Raw genomic sequence first — 19,327 nt, 5'->3', positions numbered from 1 at the left:
GAGTACGGACATGACCAGCACCACCGCCGCCGAGGCACCGGTCGCCGAGCAGCCGGCGGTCTCGGAGGTCGAGCTGCTCATCGGCGGGATGACCTGCGCCTCCTGCGCGGCCCGCGTCGAGAAGAAGCTCAACCGCATGGACGGCGTCACCGCCACGGTGAACTACGCGACCGAGAAGGCCCGGATCACCTACCCGCCGGGCGTCGAGGTCGCCGATCTGATCACCACGGTGGTCCGCACCGGCTACACCGCCGAGGAACCCGTGCGGGAGGAGACCGAGGAGGGCCCGGACGCGGAGGACGACCCCGAGCTGGTCGCCCTGCGCCGGCGGCTGGCCGTCTCCGCGCTCCTCGCCCTGCCCGTCGTCCTCCTTGCGATGGTCCCGTCCCTGCAGTTCGACAACTGGCAGTGGCTCTCACTCACCCTCGCCGCGCCCGTCGTGGTGTGGGGCGCCGCGCCCTTCCACCGGGCCGCCTGGACCAACCTCCGGCACGGCACCGCCACCATGGACACGCTGGTCTCCGTCGGCACGCTCGCCGCGTTCGGCTGGTCCCTGTGGGCGCTGTTCCTGGGTGACGCGGGCATGCCCGGCATGCGGCACCCCTTCGAGCTCACCGTCTCGCGCGGCGACGGCGCCTCGATGATCTACCTGGAGGTCGCCGCCGGCGTCACCGCCTTCATCCTGCTGGGCCGCTATCTGGAGGCCCGTTCCAAGCGCCGCGCGGGAGCGGCCCTGCGGGCGCTGATGGAGCTGGGCGCCAAGGACGTGGCGGTGCTCCGCGACGGGCGGGAGGTGCGGATTCCGGCGGAGCGGCTGGCCGTGGGCGACCGGTTCGTCGTACGCCCCGGGGAGAAGATCGCCACCGACGGCACGGTGGTGGAGGGCGTCTCCGCCGTGGACGCGTCCATGCTGACCGGCGAGTCCGTGCCGGTGGACGTCGCCGGCGGCGACACCGTCACCGGCGCCACGGTCAACGCGGGCGGGCGGCTGGTCGTCGAGGCCACGCGGATCGGCGCCGACACCCAGCTCGCGCGGATGGCGCGGCTGGTGGAGGAGGCGCAGAACGGCAAGGCGCAGGTGCAGCGGCTCGCCGACCGGATCGCCGGGGTCTTCGTCCCCGCGGTGCTGCTGATCGCGGTCGCCACCTTCGGCGGGTGGCTCGGCGCCACCGGCGACATGGTCGCCGCGTTCACCGCGGCCGTCGCCGTCCTGATCATCGCCTGCCCGTGCGCCCTCGGGCTCGCCACGCCGACCGCGCTGATGGTCGGCACCGGGCGGGGCGCCCAGCTCGGCATCCTCATCAAGGGCCCCGAGGTCCTGGAGTCCACCCGCGCCGTCGACACCGTCGTCCTGGACAAGACCGGCACCGTCACCACCGGACGGATGTCCCTGCAGGACGTGTACGTCGCCGAGGGCACCGACGAGCGGCAGCTGCTGCGGCTCGCGGGCGCCCTGGAGCACGCCTCGGAGCACCCCGTCGCCCGGGCGATCGCCGCGGGAGCGGAGGAACGCGCCGGTGCGCTGCCGGAGGCCGAACACTTCGAGAACGTGCCCGGCAGGGGCGTACGCGGGCGCGTGGAGGGCCACGAGGTCGCCGTCGGACGCCTCTTCGAACTCTTCGGGGAGCTGCCGCCGGAGCTGGCCGAGGCCAGGGAGGAGGCCGAGCGGGCGGGGCGTACGGCCGTGGTGGCCGGCTGGGACGGAGCGGCGCGCGGTGTCCTCGTCGTCGCGGACGCGGTGAAGGAGACCAGCGCCGAGGCGGTGCGCGAGCTGCGCGCGCTGGGGCTCACTCCGGTGCTGCTGACCGGCGACAACCGGACCGTGGCCGAGGCGGTGGCACGGGCCGTCGGCATCGACCGGGTGATCGCAGAGGTGCTGCCCGAGGACAAGGCCGACGTCGTGCGCGGACTCCAGGAGGAGGGGCGCAGCGTCGCCATGGTCGGCGACGGCGTCAACGACGCGGCCGCGCTGGCTGTCGCTGATCTGGGTCTCGCCCTGGGCACGGGCACGGACGCGGCGATCGAGGCGGGCGACCTGACCCTGGTGCGCGGCGACCTGCGGGTGGCGGCGGACGCGATACGACTGTCCCGCCGCACCCTCGCCACCATCAAGGGCAATCTCGTGTGGGCCTTCGGCTACAACGTCGCCGCGCTGCCGCTGGCCGCGGCCGGGCTGCTGAACCCGATGATCGCCGGTGCCGCCATGGCCTTCTCCTCGGTGTTCGTGGTGACGAACAGCCTCCGGCTGCGGGCGTTTCATTGAGGTCTCAAGTTGGGGTGTACCTCTGGAGTCCGGTACGACCCTCACATAAGCTCTTCACAAGGCTCGCGCATCATCCTTACGCTTGGGTCCCGTGAGAGGTTTGCGGGCTCTTGCGGAGCTTAGGGAGTTATGCAAGAGACGCAGATCACAGTGATCTGAACGTAACCATCGAAGGGGTTCGAAGGTCTAAGTTGGCGATGTCGGGCAGCGTCTTGGGGGGCGCTTCCTGACAACTGGGATCGTCTTGGGGGACTTTCCCGGAGATTGCGTTGCCGGGACACGTACCAGCGGGAAGCTTTGAGCGGCCCTCCCGAACGTGCGCTGTCCCGGCAGACCGCACACCGACGAGTGCGGCGGGTTCAGGTCCGTCGTGCTCACACAGCGATTCAGGCGCTGTTTTCACAGGCGCCCGGCCGGATCCCGTGGGGGGAATCCGCACCGGGACATGGGAAGGCGCCCTGGTTCGTCGGCCCGTGGGGGGACCGGCGGCCGGGGCGCCTTCTCTCTTTCCACATCACGCTTGCGGCGGCTCGACGCACCTGAAGGGGCGCGGGGCCGTATCGACATGCGGCCCCGCCGCGTGGGCGCGACCGGCCACAGACCGGCCGGCAGCCGCCCACACCCCTTCAGCAACGAGCTACTGGGTGCACCGCGCACCCCACCGGCAGGTGTCAGCGCTCCTCGACCGGAACGAAGTCCCGCTCGACGATGCCCGTGTAGATCTGGCGCGGGCGGCCGATGCGGGAGCCCGGCTCCTTGATCATCTCGTGCCACTGGGCGATCCAGCCCGGCAGCCGGCCGAGGGCGAACAGGACCGTGAACATCTCGGTCGGGAAGCCCATGGCCCGGTAGATCAGGCCGGTGTAGAAGTCGACGTTCGGGTAGAGGCTGCGCGAGACGAAGTAGTCGTCGGAGAGCGCGTGCTCCTCCAGCTTCAGCGCGATGTCCAGCAGCTCGTCGGACTTGCCGAGGGCGGACAGCACGTCGTGCGCGGCGGCCTTGATGATCTTGGCGCGCGGGTCGAAGTTCTTGTAGACCCGGTGGCCGAAGCCCATCAGGCGGACGCCGTCCTCCTTGTTCTTCACCTTGCGGATGAAGGAGTCGACGTCACCGCCGGAGTCGCGGATGCCCTCCAGCATCTCCAGCACCGACTGGTTGGCACCGCCGTGCAGCGGGCCCCACAGGGCGGAGATGCCGGCGGAGATCGAGGCGAACATGTTCGCCTGCGAGGAGCCGACCAGACGCACCGTGGAGGTCGAGCAGTTCTGCTCGTGGTCCGCGTGCAGGATCAGCAGCTTGTCCAGCGCGGAGACGACGACCGGGTCGAGCTCGTAGTCCTGCGCGGGCACGGAGAAGGTCATGCGCAGGAAGTTCTCGACGTAGCCGAGGTCGTTGCGCGGGTAGACGAACGGGTGGCCGATCGACTTCTTGTACGCGTACGCCGCGATCGTCGGAAGCTTGGCGAGCAGGCGGATCGTGGAGAGGTTGCGCTGACGCTCGTCGAACGGGTTGTGGCTGTCCTGGTAGAACGTCGACAGCGCGGAGACCACCGACGACAGCATGGCCATCGGGTGGGCGTCGCGCGGGAAGCCCTTGTAGAAGTTCTTGACGTCCTCGTGCAGCAGGGTGTGCTGCGTGATCTCGTTCTGGAACGAGGTCAGCTCGTCGACGGTCGGCAGCTCGCCGTTGATCAGCAGGTAGGCGACCTCCAGGAAGGTGGAGCGCTCGGCCAGCTGCTCGATCGGGTAGCCGCGGTACCGGAGGATGCCGGCCTCGCCGTCGAGATAGGTGACCCCGGATTTATAGGCCGCGGTGTTGCCGTAGCCGCTGTCCAGCGTCACCAGACCGGTCTGGGCGCGGAGCTTCCCGATGTCGAAGCCCTTGTCACCGACAGTGCTGTCGATCACCGGGTAGGTGTACTCGCTGCCGTTGTACCGCAGTACTACAGAGTTGTCGCTCACGTCTTCCCTCACCGACGTTGTGCCTCATCTTCGAGGTGCCCTGACTGTCTCTACCATCCCCCACTCGGCTCAGGAGAGTGCACTCGGGGTCGACCATCGGGCCTATCGGCGGCACTCAGTGCCGCCAACTTGCCCATCCTGCCTCCTGTGTTCCTTATCCGGAAGAGCTCTGTGACCTTCATGACTCATTTGATCGATCATTTTTTGATGACGGACCGCTCACAGAGGCACTCCGCACCTCCGAGAGGCGGGAACCGGCGAGGCGGAAGTCCAGGGCCGTGCACCGGCGGCCCGCCGACACCGTACGCACCGCCTGCCCGATCGCCTTGCGGGATCCGACGAGCACGACCAGCTGCTTGGCCCGGGTGACCGCCGTGTAGAGCAGGTTGCGCTGGAGCATCATCCACGCGCCCGTGGTCACCGGGATGACGACCGCCGGGTACTCGCTTCCCTGGGAACGGTGGATGGTCACCGCGTAGGCGTGTGCCAGTTCGTCCAGCTCGTCGAAGTCGTACGGCACCTCCTCGTCCTCGTCGGTCAGCACCGTCAGACGCTGGTCGACCGGGTCGAGCGAGGTGACCACGCCCACGGTGCCGTTGAAGACCCCGTTCTCCCCCTTCTCGTAATTGTTGCGAATCTGGGTGACCTTGTCGCCGACGCGGAAGACCCGCCCGCCGAACCGCTTCTCGGCGAGATCGGGGCGGCCCGGGGTGACGGCCTGCTGGAGCAGCCCGTTGAGCGTGCCCGCGCCGGCCGGTCCCCGGTGCATGGGGGCGAGGACCTGCACGTCCCGGCGCGGGTCGAGGCCGAACTTCGCCGGGATGCGCCGGGCCGCGACGTCCACGGTGAGCCGGCCGGCCTCCTCGGTGTCGTCCTCGACGAAGAGGAAGAAGTCCTTCATGCCGTCGGTGACGGGGTGCTGCCCGGCGTTGATCCGGTGGGCGTTGGTCACCACGCCCGACTGCTGGGCCTGCCGGAAGACCCGGGTGAGCCGCACGGCGGGGACGGGGCTTCCGGGAGCCAGCAGGTCCCGGAGCACCTCGCCCGCGCCGACGCTGGGCAGCTGGTCCACGTCACCGACGAAGAGCAGATGGGCGCCCGGCGGTACCGCCTTGACCAGCTTGTTCGCGAGCAGCAGGTCCAGCATGGACGCCTCGTCGACCACCACCAGGTCGGCGTCGAGCGGCCGGTCCCGGTCGTAGGCGGCGTCACCCCCGGGCTTGAGCTCCAGCAGCCGGTGCACGGTGGAGGCCTCGGCTCCGGTCAGCTCGGCGAGCCGCTTGGCGGCGCGGCCGGTCGGCGCGGCGAGCACCACCTTGGCCTTCTTGGCGCGGGCCAGCTCCACGATCGACCGGACCGTGAACGACTTGCCGCAGCCGGGCCCGCCGGTGAGAACGGCGACCTTCTCGGTGAGCGCGAGCCGGACGGCCGCCTCCTGCTCGGGGGCGAGGTCGGTGCCGGTACGGGCCCCGAGCCAGCCGAGCGCCTTGTCCCAGGCCACGTCCTGGAAGGCGGGCATCCGGTCCTCGTCCGTGCGCAGCAGCCGCAGCAGCTGGCCGGAGAGGGCGACCTCGGCGCGGTGGAAGGGGACGAGGTACACGGCGGTGACGGGGTCGCCGCCCTGCGGATCGGGCACCTTCTCCCGGACGACACCGGGGTCCTCCCCCTCCTCGGGCTCGGCGGCGAGCTCGGCGAGGCACTCGATGACCAGCCCGGTGTCCACCTGGAGCAGCTTGACCGCGTCGGCGATCAGCTTCTCCTCGGGGAGATAGCAGTGCCCCTGGTCGGTGGCCTGGGACAGCGCGTACTGCAGTCCGGCCTTCACCCGGTCCGGGCTGTCGTGCGGGATCCCGACCGACTGGGCGATCTTGTCGGCGGTGAGGAAGCCGATGCCCCAGACGTCGGCGGCGAGCCGGTACGGCTGGTTCTTCACGACGGAGATCGAGGCGTCGCCGTACTTCTTGTAGATGCGCACGGCGATGGAGGTGGACACCTCGACGGTCTGGAGGAAGAGCATCACCTCCTTGATCGCCTTCTGCTCCTCCCAGGCGTCGGCGATCTTCTTGGTCCGCTTGGGGCCGAGACCGGGGACCTCGATGAGCCGCTTGGGCTCCTCCTCGATGACGGTCAGCGTGTCGATGCCGAAGTGCTGGGTGATGCGGTCGGCGAAGACCGGGCCGATGCCCTTGACCAGCCCGGACCCGAGGTAGCGGCGGATGCCCTGGACCGTGGCCGGCAGCACCGTCGTGTAGTTCTCGACGTGGAACTGCTTCCCGTACTGCGGATGCGACCCCCAACGCCCCTCCATCCGCAGGGACTCCCCGACCTGGGCGCCGAGCAGCGCGCCGACGACGGTGAGCAGATCACCGGCGCCGCGGCCGGTGTCGACCCGGGCTACCGTGTAGCCGTTCTCCTCGTTGGCGTACGTGATGCGCTCCAGCACGCCCTCGAGCGTGGCGAGCCGGCGTTCACCGGGGGCGGCGGCTGCGGACTGGTTGGACATGATCCGACGGTACCGGTGGGGTGTGACAGGGCGGGCGGGAGCGTCGTCAACTCAGTACGTTGGGCTCATGGACTATGCCAAGATGCGCGCCATCGCCGCAGAGCTCGGGGCCTACTCGGAGCAGCTCGAGGGGTCGTGGAGCGTCGAGATCGGGCCGTCCGGTCCGGTACTGGCGATGATGCGCCCGTCGAAGCGTCACGAGGGGACTGTTCGCCGCATCTGCAAGCAGTTGGACGCGCAACTGCCCAGCACCCACCCCGGCCACATCTGCGCAAACGGACCCGAGATCGAGCACCCGGCCATCGGGCGTCTGCGCCGACCCGATGCCGTCGTGATCCCCGAGGCCACCCTCGACGAAGAGGGCCTGGCCGTCGACGCGACGCAGGTGCTGGCAGCTGTCGAGATCGTCTCGCCGTCCAACCCGAGCAACGACTACGACGAGAAGTTGGCCGACTATCCGGCCATGGGCATCCCGCACTACATGATCGTCGACCCGCGCACCGGCACGATCGAGGTGCACTCCGAGCCGTGCAAGGGCCGCTACAGCAACAAGGAGCCGTACATCTTCGGCGACTCGGTGCCGTTCGGGCCGTGGACGGTGGAGACGTCGGAGTTCCGCAGGTACGGCGGGGACGGTTGACGGCGCGGCTGTGACGCGAGGTCTTCGAGGAAGGGAGAGAAGGCCTCCGGCAGGACGGTCAGGGTGACTCAGGCGGGGGCTTCACCGCCCCGCACATACGCTCCCGCGCGCGCTGCGGCCGCCGCAGCCTCGGCGGCCCGGTCCGCGGCTGCTTCGTCGAGGGAAGCGCCGGTGGTGAGCAGGCCGGTCACCGTCTCACCACGTTCGGTGCACGGTTGCCTTGCTGCCGGTCACCAAGCTCGCCGGCGGGACGTCATCGGCCACGACCGCGCCGGCGGCGATCACGGCGTCGCGGCCGATGCTGACGCCGGGCAGGATCGTGGCACCGGCACCGATCCACACGTTCTCCGCCACGTCGATGGGTGCGCCGGTGAGGTACAGCCGCCGCTCCTCGGGATCGACCGGATGGCCACTGGTGATGAACGTGACCTTCGGTCCGATCATCACGCGCTCGCCGATCCGGATACCGGCGTAGTCCAGGAACGTGCAGTTCTGGTTGATGAAGACGCGCTCGGCGAGGTCGAGGTGCAGGCCGTGGTCCGTGTAGAAGGGCGGGTAGATCGTGACTCTCGGCGGCAGCGGCTTGCCGAGGATCCGCTCGAACAGTTCCGCCTTGCCCGCATCGTCGTCGAACGGCAGGACGTTCAGACGGGAGGTGAGCTCCGTGACCCTCAGGACCCTCTCGGCCATGGCCTGGAACTCGGCACTGCGGATGCGCATGAGACGGTCGCTGGACATACTCGCGAACCTTTCTGTGTACCGGCGGGAAGGACAAGGAGAACCGCTCGCCACGGAGCCCCGTCTCCAGCGCCGCGCCGAGCATATGAGCTCACTCACGGCCGTCCGCCCCTGACATACGCTCCCGCGCGCGCTGCGGCCGCCGCAGCCTCGGCGGCCCGGTCCGCGGCTGCTTCGTCGAGGGGAGCGCCGGTGGTGAGCAGGCGGTAGTAGAGGGGGGCGGAGACGGCGCGGATCACCTCGTGGGCGTCAGTGCCCTCGGGGACCTCGCCCCGGTCGACGGCCTGGTGGACGCAGGGCGCCCACTCCCTGACGCGGATGTCGTAGAAGCGGTGCAGGGCCTCGGCCGTCTGCGCGTCGCAGATGGCGGCGGCGATCACCGCCTTGAACAGGGCTCCCTGCCGAGGGTCGGCCAAAGTGCGTTGCACGAGCCGGGCGTTGGCCTTCAGGTCACCGAGCAGCGAGCCGGTCTCGGTGCGCGGCAGCGACTGCTCGGCCATGTCCAGCAGCAGATCGGCCACCAGGCCGGTCACCGACCCCCAGCGACGGTAGACGGTGGTCTTACCCACCTCGGCACGGCGCGCGACGTCCGCGAGGTCCAGGTGGGCGAAGCCGTGCTCCGCCAGGGCGTCCCCGGCCGCTCGCAGCACCGACGCCCGCACCCGCGCCGTGCGCCCACCAGGACGGACGGTCCCGGGATTCACACTCTCAAACCCCATAACGGGACTCCAGTTCCATTAATTGCCCACACCTGCTACGTTGAGGTACACACTAACGGAACTACAGACCCGTTAGCCAGGTGGCGTCGCGAGAGAGGAACAGCCATGGAGTACAGGCGGCTGGGCGCATCCGGCCTCAAGGTCCCGGCACTGAGCTTCGGCGCCGGCACCTTCGGCGGCCAGGGGCCGCTGTTCGGTGCCTGGGGCAACACGGACGCACGCGAAGCACGACGCCTCGTGGACATCTGCCTCGACGCCGGCATCACGATGTTCGACACCGCCGACGTCTACTCCGGCGGGGCCTCCGAGGAGGTGCTGGGCGAAGCGATCAAGGGCCGCAGGGACCAGGTGATCGTGTCCACCAAGACCGGCCTGCCCATGGGCGACGGCCCCGGCGACGCGGGCACCTCCCGTTCACGCCTGATCACCGCGTGCGAGGACGCCCTGCGACGGCTCGGCACCGACCACATCGACCTGTTCCAGATGCACGCCTACGACGCCGGCGCACCGGTCGAGGAAGTCCTGTCCGCGCTCGACGACCTCGTACGCGCGGGGAAGGTCCGCTACGTCGGCATCTCCAACTTCTCCGGCTGGCAGGCGATGAAGTCCCTCGCGAGTGCGGAGAAGTACGGCCGTCCGCGCTATGTCGCGCACCAGGTCTACTACTCGCTCATCGGCCGCGACTACGAATGGGAGCTGATGCCCCTCGGGCTCGATCAGGGTCTCGGAGCCCTCGTCTGGAGCCCGCTCGGCTGGGGACGGCTCACCGGCAAGATCCGCCGCGGCCGGCCGCTCCCGGCCAACAGCCGACTGCACCACACCGCGGAATACGGCCCGCCGGTCGAGGACGAGCATCTCTACCGTGTGGTGGACGCACTCGACGAGGTCGCGCAGGAGACCGGCAGGAGCATTCCGCAGATCGCCATCAACTGGCTGCTGCAGCGACCGACCGTCTCCTCCGTCATCATCGGTGCCCGCGACGAGAACCAGCTTCGCCAGAACCTCGGTGCCATCGGCTGGACGCTCACGCCCGACCAGACGGCGAAACTCGACACGGCGAGCGGCCGGACGGCGCCCTACCCGTACTTCCCGTACCACCGCCAGGAAGGCTTCGCCCGCCTCAACCCACCCGTCGTCGCACCCCCGCCCGCGGCGTGAGGACCAGCACTGTCCGGGGTGATCGGACCAGCACCTTCCCCGCGGACGCACCGAGGGGACCCCTCCGGCAGCACCCGTACACCCTCTCCGAAAATGGGAGGCCCCCGCGAGATGGCCATGAGAAAGTGCCGTTCGGCCCGGCAGAGGGGGAGAACATGGGTCTGACCTACGGATATGACATCCACCTGCCCCCCAGGAAGGTAGCCGGAGCGCTTCTGCGTCTGGCCGAGTTGGCGCCACCGTCGCGTGACGTGCCGCCGCTCGAGGTCACGCTGCCCGGCGGTGACCGGATCGTCCTCCCGTTCACGTCCCGCTTCGAGAGCGAGCCCGTCGACTGCTCCACGAGCGACACGCTCGACCTCGACACGTCCATCATGTTCGGCGCCGATGACGCGGTGCGCGAATACGCGGAGGAGTGCGGCCATGAGTTCGGTGAGGACGGGCGCGTCCAGATCGGGTACGTCTACCTGACGGTCCGGTTCCGGTCCTCGCTGCATCCTGATTACGCGTCCATGGATTTCTGGGCGGCGACCTCGAGGATGAGCCGCCTGTTCGCGCGGTCGGCCCGCGTCCGGGAGGTGTTCACCGGCCTCGCGGCCGCCAGTGGCGGAGTCTCCTGCCTGTTCGACACCGGCGACGGCGGCCCCGAGCAGGTGTGCTGGGTCAACGGGGAGACGACCCAGGAGATGCTCGGCAGCCCTCGATTCCCGGATCGGCAGGCGCTCGTGGCCACATGGCCCGACCAAGATGAAGGGGCAGCGCGTGAGCGGAAGTGACGACCGGCGCCTCATAACGGCGGTCCGGGCCGGAGACGGTGACGCGGTACGGGAGTTGCTGGAGGAGGGCGCCGACCCGGACACGCCGGGCGTGGACGGGCTTCCGGTGCTGTGCGCCGCCATCGGCGCGTATGACGTCGTCGTGGCCGATGTGCTGGTCCAGGGCGGTGCCGATCCCGACCGGGTGCTGCCGGACGGGACCACACCGCTGTGGCGGGCCGTGGACGGCGGCTCCCCGGCCCTCTGCAAGGCCGTCCTCGGCGCCGAGCCGGCGCTGCGCCTGTCCGAACATGCGCGCGAGCGGCTGCTCTCCCTGGCCCGGACCCGGTACGAGACAGGCGCGGCCGAGGAGTTGCGGCGCCGCACGGGTGTCAAGGGGCCGGCGGAGACGGTCCGCGTACCGGACGACCCGGACGCGTTCCACCATGTCCAGCAGCTGTCACTCGGTGGTCTCGTCGTCCGGGACGGACACGGCGGCGTCCTGACCGTACTGGAGCGGGAGTTCCGCATTCCGACCCCGGTCGACGAACTGGTCACCCGTGCCGCCGTCGAGCCGGACCAGGACCACCCGGTCTGGTGGGAGGTGATCTCCGTCCTCCTGGAGCGCCGCGGCGCCGCCGGGACCTGGTCGGCCGTGTCCTCCCACCGCCACCATCCCGATCCGGCGCACCGCCGGTTCCTCGCGGAGTACCTGCGGTGCCGGGGAGTCCTCGACCACTTCCACCCGCACGTGGAACAGGAGGGCGACTTCCTCAACACCTGGGCGGCGGAGGAGACGAACGCCGAGATGCTCGCGAAGGTGCTCGAAGCCTTCGCCGAGTACGAGCATCCCGGCCTGGAGGCCACCGGGCTGCGCTACGCCGTTCACCCCGACGCCCGAGTCCGCCAACGGGTGCCCGCGCTCTTCTGTCCCCCCGAGGACGCTTCCCTGACGCCCCCGGCCCGGGCAGCGCTGCTCGCGCTCATCGCCGACCAGGACACGGAGGTACGGCTCCTCGCCAGCAGGGTGGCCGTGAACGACGACGCCCTCCTGACACCGGCCGTGCGGGCACTGCTCACGCTGGCCGAGGGCCCGGACGCCGGGCCGCAGGGTGAGGCCACGGCGCTCCTGGCCTCCTGCCGGGACCGTACCCCTGCCGTCGCCGACGCCCTGGTCGCCCTGCTGGACGCGGACGATCCGCTTATTTGCCTGGAGGCCGCCTACGGCCTCGCCCTGCGCGACGATCCGCGCACCTCCGAGGCGTACGAGCGGGTGAGGCACCTCGACATCGGCTTCGCGGAGGACCACCGGTGGAGCAAGCTGTGGGACTGGCAGTGGAGGAACGGCCGCGCGGTCACCAGGTGATGTCCCTGGCCGACGCGGTCACTGAGCGCCTCGTCACGGCTTCCTTGTAGGCACCTTCAGGGCTTCGAGGAAGGGAGCGAAGGCTTCGGCGGGGAAGGTGAGGGTGGCCCGGGCGGGGGCCTTGGAGTCGCGGACGGCTATGTGGGTGGGGGCGTTCGCGATCTCGACGCAGTTGTTGCCGTCGTCGGGGCCCGAGTAGGACGACTTCCGCCAGATGTCCATGGGTGCCTCACAGCTCTTTCGCCAGGCGGTTGATGAAGTCTCGCGACCGTTCGATGCCGAGCGAGACGGCTTCCACCTTACGGAAACGCGTTCGAAAAGCAGCGAGCTGCGCTTCGGAAGTGATGAACGCCGAGCCGTGCGGCACGTCCCGCACCACAGTGTCCAGCCTGCGCACGGGGCCACCCGCATACGTCATGGTGCTGCCCGCTCTGGCGAAGCCGTCCAGGTCAAATGGGATGACGCGCACGGTGATGTGGTCCGCTTCGGAGAGCTCCAAGATCTTGGCGAGTTGATCCCGGGACGCAGCACGATCACTGACCCTGATACGCAGGGCGGACTCGTGGATCACCAACTCGTAGGGAGTCGTGATCCTTTGGCGCCTCATTCGGTGCCCGACGCGCAGATCGAGTTCTTCGCGAGTCAGTTCAGGAACCCTCGAAGAAAAGACCGCCCGCGCGTAATCCTCCGTCTGAAGTAGGCCTGGGACGTACAGGATCGCCACCTCCCGCAAGAACATGGCGTGGTGTTCCAGTTCGGCGAGGTCCAGGAACGAGGTGGGCAGGTGGCCCCGGTACTCCTCCCACCAGCCCTGGGTCCGGTCAGTGGCCATAGCGGTCAGGGCTGCGGCGAACTCCGCATCCGTGCACGCATAGTGGGACGCAAGGCGGCGCAGTCGCTGATCACTCACACCTGTGACTCCGGTTTCGATCTGGCTGATCTGCACCCGATTCACCCCGAGCAGCGCTGCCGCCTCGATGGTGGTGAGCCCTGCCGCTTCGCGGAGCCTGCGCAGCTCAAGGCCAAGGCGCACCTGACGTGCGGTTGGTTCGCGCCTCAGGACCATCAACCGCTCCCCTGGATTCAACGTGCCTGCCTGTACTCCCCGTTCGGGTTCAGATTACGCGATCGGCTTGCCTTGGATTACACGTAAGCCCTACCGTCGGTGACGCGACGCACACCGTGCGAAACCGAATCACCGGAAGCGCACCGCCCCGTCCTGCCATGACGGCTGCGGCAATGACACCGGGCCCGCCCTCACCCTCCCCCACGCACATCGGAGTTCCGCATGCTCGAAAACGACTCCTGGGAGTACTCCCTCCACATCCCCAACGACCCCCGCGCCGTCACCGTCAGTCGCCGTACCCTGCGTCTGATCCTGACCCTGCACGGGCTGATCGGCCTCGTCGATGTCGCCGAACTGCTGGCGGCGGAGCTGGTCTCCAACGCCGTACGGCACACCAAGGGCCCCGCCGCCCTGCGCGTGCGCTGGTCGCCGCCGGGGACGTTGCGGATCGGGGCGTGGGACGCGGATCCCGAACCGCCCCGGCCGCCGGAGCCGTTCGAGCGGGCGGTGGAGCGGGAGGACGGGCGGGGCCTCGCGCTGGTGCGGGCGTGTGCCGATGTGTGGGGCTGGCAGCCGCTGGTGCGGGACGGCAGTCGGGGCAAGTACGTGTGGTGCGAATTGGGGGCCGCTTAGGGCGAGGGCGGGCGTGGCGCGTTCGGCGTCCGTACCTCGCGGGGCAGGGTTGGCGTGATCCTCACCATCCGCACCGCCGGGGAGCACACCTGTGGCCGCCAGACTGCGCGTGACGACCGTTGACGCCGGGCCCTTCACCATGCCGAGGGGCGACCTCATCTACGGGGCGGAGGGCATGATCACCGTGCCCTCCACCGTGGCCGTCATCGAGCACGCCACGCACGGGCTGATCCTCTTCGACACGGGCATCAACCATCACGTGGCCGACCCCGAGGCCGCCGAGGCCTACTGGGGCCCCGGGCTCCGGGAGGCCTACGGCGCCCAGGGGTTCACCCGGGAGCACGCCATCGACGCGCAGCTGGTACGCCTCGGCCACCGCACGGCCGACGTCCGGTACGTCATCTACTCCCACCTGCACCTGGACCACGCCGGCGGGATGAGCTACTTCCCGCACGCCGTGCACGTGGCCCAGCACGACGAACTGCGCCACGCCTGGTGGCCGGACCGCTGGACGGCCCGGGGCTATGCCTTCAACGACTACCGGGACTGCCGGGGCTTCGACTTCCTCGAACTCGACGGTGACACCGACCTGTTCCTGGACGGGAGTGTGACCGTGCTGCGGACCACGGGGCACACGCCCGGGCATCAGGGCGTCGTCCTCGATCTCGACCACCACGGCCGGATCGGCTTCATGGGGGACTCCGCCCACCTCCGGGAAGGGCTGGCCAAGGACGTGCCCATGCTCAGCGACTGGAACGTCCAGCGGAAACTGCTCACCTACGGACACCTCCGCCACCTGGGCCGGGCCGGTGTCCGCGTCTTCCTGTCCCACGACCCGGACCACTTCGCCGCACTGCCCCACGACGGCGACGTCTGGGACTGACCCGGCCCCCGCCCCGCGGTCACGATTCGGTTTCGGCCATCGTCCACCCTCTTGCCGAGCGACCGTGTAATCGTTTCCAATCTCCCGTGTAATCGATTCCACGAGGAGGTGGAACGGCGATGGCAGGCATCAAGGACGTCGCTGCCGAGGCGGGGCTGTCCGTGGCCACGGTGTCGCGGGTGCTCAACGGGCACCCGTCGGTCAGCGAGGACGCCCGTCGGCGGGTGACGGCCGCGGTCGAGCGGCTGGGGTACCGGCCGAACGCCGTCGCCCGGTCGCTGCGCACCGACCGGACCCGCACTCTCGGGCTGGTCATCAGCGATGTGATGAACCCGTACTTCACCGAGCTGGCCCGCGCCGTCGAGGAGGAGGCCCGCGCGCTCGGCTACAGCGTGATCATCGGCAACGCCGACGAGCGGCCCGACCTCCAGGACCACCATGTGACGACGCTGCTGGACCGCCGTATCGACGGGCTGCTCGTCTCCCCCACCGACGGCGGGTCGCCGGGCATGCTGGGGGCCGCGCGGGCCGGGACGCCCATGGTGTTCGTCGACCGGTGGATCCCCGGCGTGGACGTGCCCGTCGTCAGATCCGACGGGCGGGGCGCCGTGCGGGACCTGGTCGCGCACCTGTACGGGCTCGGGCACCGGCGGCTCGCGATCATCGCAGGCCCCGCCGCCACCACGACCGGCCGCGAGCGCGTGGACGCCTTCCGCGAGGCCCTCGGCGCGTACGGGCTTCCCCTGCCCGAGGCCTACATCGGCCAGGGCGACTTCCAGGCCGGCAGCGGCCGCCGGGTCACCGAGGGCTTCCTCGACCTGGCGGAACCGCCCGAGGCCGTGTTCGCCGCCGACAACCTCATGGCGCTCGGCGCCCTGGACGCGATCCGCGCGCGGGGGATGCGGGTCCCCGACGACATCGCGCTGGCCGCGTTCGACGACATCCCCTGGTTCGTGCACACCGATCCGCCGGTCACCGCCATCGCCCAGCCGACGGGCGAGCTGGGGCGGGCCGCCGTGCGCGCGCTGGTCGACCGCATCGGGGGACGGACCGGTGCGTCCGTCACCCTCCCGGCACGGCTGGTCGTCCGCCGCTCCTGCGGTGAGCCGGCCGCCCCAGAACCCCCGTCCCCCGTACGAAGGAGTACGCCGTGAGCAGCCGCAGTCCGGACGAGTTGCTGCGCATCGAGGGCATCCGCAAGACCTTCCCCGGTGTGGTCGCGCTCGACAGCGTCGACTTCGACCTGCGCCGGGGCGAGGTGCATGTGCTCCTCGGCGAGAACGGCGCGGGCAAGAGCACGCTGATCAAGATGCTCTCCGGCGCCTGCACGCCCGACGCCGGCCGGATCGTGGTCGGCGGTGAGGAGGTGCGCGTCCATGGTGCGCAGGACTCCGAGCGGCTCGGGATCGCCACCATCTACCAGGAGTTCAACCTCGTTCCCGATCTGACGGTCGCCGAGAACATCTTCCTCGGCCGTCAGCCGCGCCGGTTCGGCATGATCGACCGGAAGAGGATGGACGCGGACGCCGAGGTGCTGCTCGAACGGGTGGGGGTCAGCGTCTCTCCCCGTGCGCGCGTGCGGGAACTCGGTATCGCGCGGCTCCAGATGGTCGAGATCGCCAAGGCGCTCAGCCTGGACGCGCGGGTGCTCATCATGGACGAGCCGACCGCCGTGCTGACCTCCGAGGAGGTCGAGAAGCTGTTCGCGATCGTGCGGCGGCTGCGCGAGGACGGGGTCGGGATCGTCTTCATCACCCACCATCTGGAGGAGATCGCCGCCCTCGGCGACCGGGTCACCGTCATCCGGGACGGCCGGAGCGTCGGGCAGGTGCCCGCCTCCACGCCCGAGGACGAGCTGGTACGCCTCATGGTCGGGCGGTCCATCGAGCAGCAGTACCCGCGCGAGCGTGCCGACGCCGGTGACGCGCTGCTGAAGGTGGAGGGGCTGACCCGGGACGGGGTCTTCCACGACGTGGGTTTCGAGGTGCGGGCCGGTGAGGTCGTCGGCATCGCGGGGCTCGTGGGCGCCGGACGCACGGAGGTGGTCCGGGCGGTGTTCGGGGCCGATCCGTACGACGCCGGGACCGTGCACGTCGCGGGCGCCCCGCTGCGCCGCCACGACGTGAACGCCGCCATGGCGGCCGGGATCGGGCTGGTGCCCGAGGACCGCAAGGGGCAGGGGCTGGTGCTCGACGCCTCGGTCGAGGAGAACCTCGGCCTGGTCACCCTCCGGTCCGCCTCCCGCGCGGGGCTCGTCGACCTCAAGGGGCAGCATGACGCGGCGGCCCGGATCGCCGGGCGGCTCGGGGTGCGGATGGCCGGTCTCGGGCAGCACGTGCGGACCCTGTCCGGCGGCAACCAGCAGAAGGTCGTCATCGGCAAGTGGCTGCTGGCGAACACCAGGGTGCTCATCCTCGACGAGCCGACGCGCGGCATCGACGTCGGCGCGAAGGTCGAGATCTACCAGCTCATCAACGAACTGACGGCCGCCGGCGCCGCCGTGCTCATGATCTCCAGCGATCTGCCCGAGGTGCTCGGCATGAGCGACCGGGTCGTCGTCATGGCGCAGGGGCGCGTGGCGGGCGAACTGCCCGCCGAACAGGCCACCCAGGACGCCGTGATGGCGCTCGCCGTCAGTTCCCCCCACAGCAACGGAACGGAGGCCACCGGTGGCCACTGACACGCTCAAGAGCAAGCCGGGCGCGCAGGGCGGCGCCACGGGCGGCCTGCGCCGCCTGCTCCTGGACAACGGCGCACTGACCGCGCTGATCGTCCTCGTCATCGCCATGTCGGCGCTGTCCGGGGACTTCCTGACCGCCGACAACCTCCTCAACGTCGGCGTCCAGGCCGCCGTGACCGCGATCCTCGCCTTCGGCGTCACCTTCGTGATCGTCTCCGCGGGCATCGACCTGTCCGTCGGTTCGGTCGCCGCGCTGTCCGCGACCGTGCTGGCGTGGAGCGCGACCGAGGCCGGGGTGCCGGTCGTGCTCGCGGTGCTGCTCGCCGTCGCCACCGGCATCGTCTGCGGTCTCGTGAACGGCTTCCTCGTCTCCTACGGGAAACTGCCGTCGTTCATCGCGACGCTGGCCATGCTGTCGGTGGCGCGCGGTCTGTCGCTCGTCATCTCGCAGGGTTCGCCCATCGCCTTCCCCGACTCGGTCTCCCACCTGGGTGACACGCTGGGCGGCTGGCTGCCCGTGCCGGTGCTCGTGATGATCGTCATGGGGCTGCTGACCGCCTTCGTGCTCGGGCGGACGTACATCGGCCGCTCCATGTACGCCATCGGCGGCAACGAGGAGGCCGCGCGGCTGTCGGGTCTGCGGGTGAAGCGGCAGAAGCTCGCCATCTACGCCTTCTCCGGCCTGTTCGCCGCCGTCGCGGGCATCGTGCTCGCCTCCCGGCTCGCTTCCGCGCAGCCGCAGGCGGCACAGGGCTACGAACTGGACGCGATCGCCGCCGTCGTCATCGGCGGCGCCTCCCTCGCGGGCGGCACCGGCAAGGCGTCGGGCACGCTGATCGGCGCGCTGATCCTGGCGGTGCTGCGCAACGGGCTCAACCTGCTGTCCGTGTCCGCGTTCTGGCAGCAGGTCGTCATCGGTGTCGTCATCGCGCTGGCCGTCCTCTTCGACACGCTGCGCCGCAAGGCGGGCGCCACGACGCCGGCCGCCGGGGCGTCCGGGGGCGGGAACCGGGGCAAGCAGGCACTGACGTACGTGATCGCGGCCGCCGTCGCCGTCGCGGTCGTCGGCGCGACCTCGCTGCTGCACAACGGGTCCTCGGCGGCGAGGACACAGAAGATCGGACTGTCGCTGTCGACGCTCAACAACCCGTTCTTCGTGCAGATCCGCGCCGGTGCCGAGGAGGAGGCGAAGAAGCTGGGCGTCGACCTGACGGTCACCGACGCGCAGAACGACGCCTCCCAGCAGGCCAACCAGCTGCAGAACTTCACCAGCGGCTCGCTGTCCTCCGTCATCGTCAACCCGGTGGACTCCGACGCCGCCGGTCCCGCGGTGAGTGGCGCGAACAAGGCGGACATCCCCGTCATCGCCGTGGACCGCGGCGTCAACAAGGCGGACACGGCCGCGCTGGTCGCCTCCGACAACGTCGAGGGCGGTGAGCTGGGTGCCAAGGCGCTCGCCGAGAAGCTGGGCGGCAAGGGCACCATCGTCATCCTTCAGGGCCAGGCGGGGACCTCCGCCAGCCGCGAGCGCGGCGCGGGCTTCGCGGCCGGGCTGAAGGAGTACCCGGGCATCCGGGTCGTCGCCAAGCAGCCCGCGGACTTCGACCGCACCAAGGGCCTGGACGTGATGACGAACCTGCTCCAGGCGCACCCGGACATCGACGGTGTCTTCGCCGAGAACGACGAGATGGCGCTCGGCGCGATCAAGGCGCTCGGTTCCAAGGCCGGAAAGTCGGTGCAGGTGGTCGGCTTCGACGGCACCCCGGACGGGCTGAAGGCGGTCGAGGCGGGCACGCTGTACGCCTCCGTCGCCCAGCAGCCGAAGGAGCTGGGCAGGATCGCCGTGCGGAACGCGTTGCGTGCCGCCGAGGGCGAGAAGGTGGAGAAGATGGTGAAGGTTCCGGTGAAGGTGGTCACCGGGGAGAACGTCGCCGGCTTCGAGGGCTGACGCGGGCGCCGAGA

16 protein-coding genes are annotated in these 19,327 nt (G+C 70.1%); 10 read left to right on the top strand and 6 right to left on the bottom strand.

Annotated features, from left to right (window positions below; translation table 11 throughout):
- The first annotated feature begins 10 nt into the window (after positions 1-10).
- Entirely contained in the window at positions 11-2,263 is a 2,253-nt protein-coding gene (locus ACZ44S_RS32755) for a heavy metal translocating P-type ATPase (RefSeq protein ID WP_466935648.1), read from the top strand.
- A 671-nt stretch (positions 2,264-2,934) separates the two neighbouring features.
- Here the strand turns inward: ACZ44S_RS32755 and ACZ44S_RS32750 are convergent.
- Positions 2,935-4,224, bottom strand: coding sequence for a citrate synthase (locus ACZ44S_RS32750; RefSeq protein WP_466935646.1), 1,290 nt, complete (start codon positions 4,222-4,224; stop codon positions 2,935-2,937).
- A 178-nt stretch (positions 4,225-4,402) separates the two neighbouring features.
- Positions 4,403-6,727, bottom strand: a complete 2,325-nt coding sequence (gene recD2 / locus ACZ44S_RS32745; RefSeq protein WP_466935644.1) for an SF1B family DNA helicase RecD2 — start codon at positions 6,725-6,727, stop codon at positions 4,403-4,405.
- Between the two features lie 67 nt (positions 6,728-6,794).
- Between recD2 and ACZ44S_RS32740 the strand changes: the two genes are divergently transcribed.
- Complete coding sequence (locus tag ACZ44S_RS32740) at positions 6,795-7,367, top strand: Uma2 family endonuclease (RefSeq protein WP_466935641.1); 573 nt, start codon at positions 6,795-6,797, stop codon at positions 7,365-7,367.
- 195 nt (positions 7,368-7,562) lie between these two features.
- On the opposite strand, the gene ACZ44S_RS32735 is transcribed toward ACZ44S_RS32740, so the two are convergent.
- On the bottom strand, positions 7,563-8,105 hold the full coding sequence (locus ACZ44S_RS32735) for a DapH/DapD/GlmU-related protein (protein WP_466935638.1): 543 nt from the start codon (positions 8,103-8,105) through the stop codon (positions 7,563-7,565).
- A gap of 95 nt (positions 8,106-8,200) precedes the next feature.
- Positions 8,201-8,824 (bottom strand): TetR/AcrR family transcriptional regulator, encoded by a 624-nt coding sequence (locus ACZ44S_RS32730; RefSeq protein ID WP_466935636.1) that lies wholly within the window; start codon positions 8,822-8,824, stop codon positions 8,201-8,203.
- A 105-nt stretch (positions 8,825-8,929) separates the two neighbouring features.
- On the opposite strand from ACZ44S_RS32730, the gene ACZ44S_RS32725 reads away from it, so the two are divergent.
- From ACZ44S_RS32725 to ACZ44S_RS32715, 3 genes are all read left to right on the top strand, one after another.
- Positions 8,930-9,982 carry an aldo/keto reductase gene (locus ACZ44S_RS32725; protein WP_466935633.1) on the top strand — a complete coding sequence of 351 codons (1,053 nt, stop codon included), beginning with the start codon at positions 8,930-8,932 and terminating at the stop codon, positions 9,980-9,982.
- 155 nt (positions 9,983-10,137) lie between these two features.
- Complete coding sequence (locus ACZ44S_RS32720) at positions 10,138-10,758, top strand: hypothetical protein (RefSeq protein ID WP_466935630.1); 621 nt, start codon at positions 10,138-10,140, stop codon at positions 10,756-10,758.
- Positions 10,745-12,103, top strand: a complete 1,359-nt coding sequence (locus tag ACZ44S_RS32715) for an ankyrin repeat domain-containing protein (protein WP_466935627.1) — start codon at positions 10,745-10,747, stop codon at positions 12,101-12,103. The genes ACZ44S_RS32720 and ACZ44S_RS32715 overlap by 14 nt, the downstream gene beginning before the upstream one ends.
- Before the next feature lie 33 nt (positions 12,104-12,136).
- Here ACZ44S_RS32715 and ACZ44S_RS32710 read toward each other — a convergent pair whose 3' ends face one another.
- Together ACZ44S_RS32710 and ACZ44S_RS32705 are read right to left on the bottom strand one after the other, a co-directional pair.
- Positions 12,137-12,325: a DUF397 domain-containing protein gene (locus tag ACZ44S_RS32710; protein ID WP_466935625.1), complete on the bottom strand. Its 189-nt coding sequence runs from the start codon at positions 12,323-12,325 to the stop codon at positions 12,137-12,139.
- 7 nt (positions 12,326-12,332) lie between these two features.
- Positions 12,333-13,169 (bottom strand): helix-turn-helix domain-containing protein, encoded by an 837-nt coding sequence (locus tag ACZ44S_RS32705; protein ID WP_466935622.1) that lies wholly within the window; start codon positions 13,167-13,169, stop codon positions 12,333-12,335.
- Between the two features lie 222 nt (positions 13,170-13,391).
- Between ACZ44S_RS32705 and ACZ44S_RS32700 the strand changes: the two genes are divergently transcribed.
- From ACZ44S_RS32700 to ACZ44S_RS32680, 5 genes are all read left to right on the top strand, one after another.
- Positions 13,392-13,802, top strand: coding sequence for an ATP-binding protein (locus ACZ44S_RS32700; RefSeq protein ID WP_466935619.1), 411 nt, complete (start codon positions 13,392-13,394; stop codon positions 13,800-13,802).
- Between the two features lie 91 nt (positions 13,803-13,893).
- Positions 13,894-14,685, top strand: coding sequence for an N-acyl homoserine lactonase family protein (locus tag ACZ44S_RS32695; RefSeq protein ID WP_466935617.1), 792 nt, complete (start codon positions 13,894-13,896; stop codon positions 14,683-14,685).
- 119 nt (positions 14,686-14,804) lie between these two features.
- Positions 14,805-15,839 (top strand): LacI family DNA-binding transcriptional regulator, encoded by a 1,035-nt coding sequence (locus ACZ44S_RS32690; RefSeq protein WP_466935614.1) that lies wholly within the window; start codon positions 14,805-14,807, stop codon positions 15,837-15,839.
- Positions 15,836-17,365, top strand: a complete 1,530-nt coding sequence (locus ACZ44S_RS32685; RefSeq protein ID WP_466935612.1) for a sugar ABC transporter ATP-binding protein — start codon at positions 15,836-15,838, stop codon at positions 17,363-17,365. The genes ACZ44S_RS32690 and ACZ44S_RS32685 overlap by 4 nt, the downstream gene beginning before the upstream one ends.
- Complete coding sequence (locus ACZ44S_RS32680) at positions 17,355-19,313, top strand: ABC transporter permease/substrate-binding protein (RefSeq protein WP_466935609.1); 1,959 nt, start codon at positions 17,355-17,357, stop codon at positions 19,311-19,313. The genes ACZ44S_RS32685 and ACZ44S_RS32680 overlap by 11 nt, the downstream gene beginning before the upstream one ends.
- Positions 19,314-19,327: the final 14 nt, after the last annotated feature.

It is taken from the genome of Streptomyces malachitofuscus, from assembly GCF_055571035.1.
The sequence above is the reverse complement of the archived record's forward strand: the minus strand, read 5'-3'. Positions and strand labels throughout refer to the sequence as shown.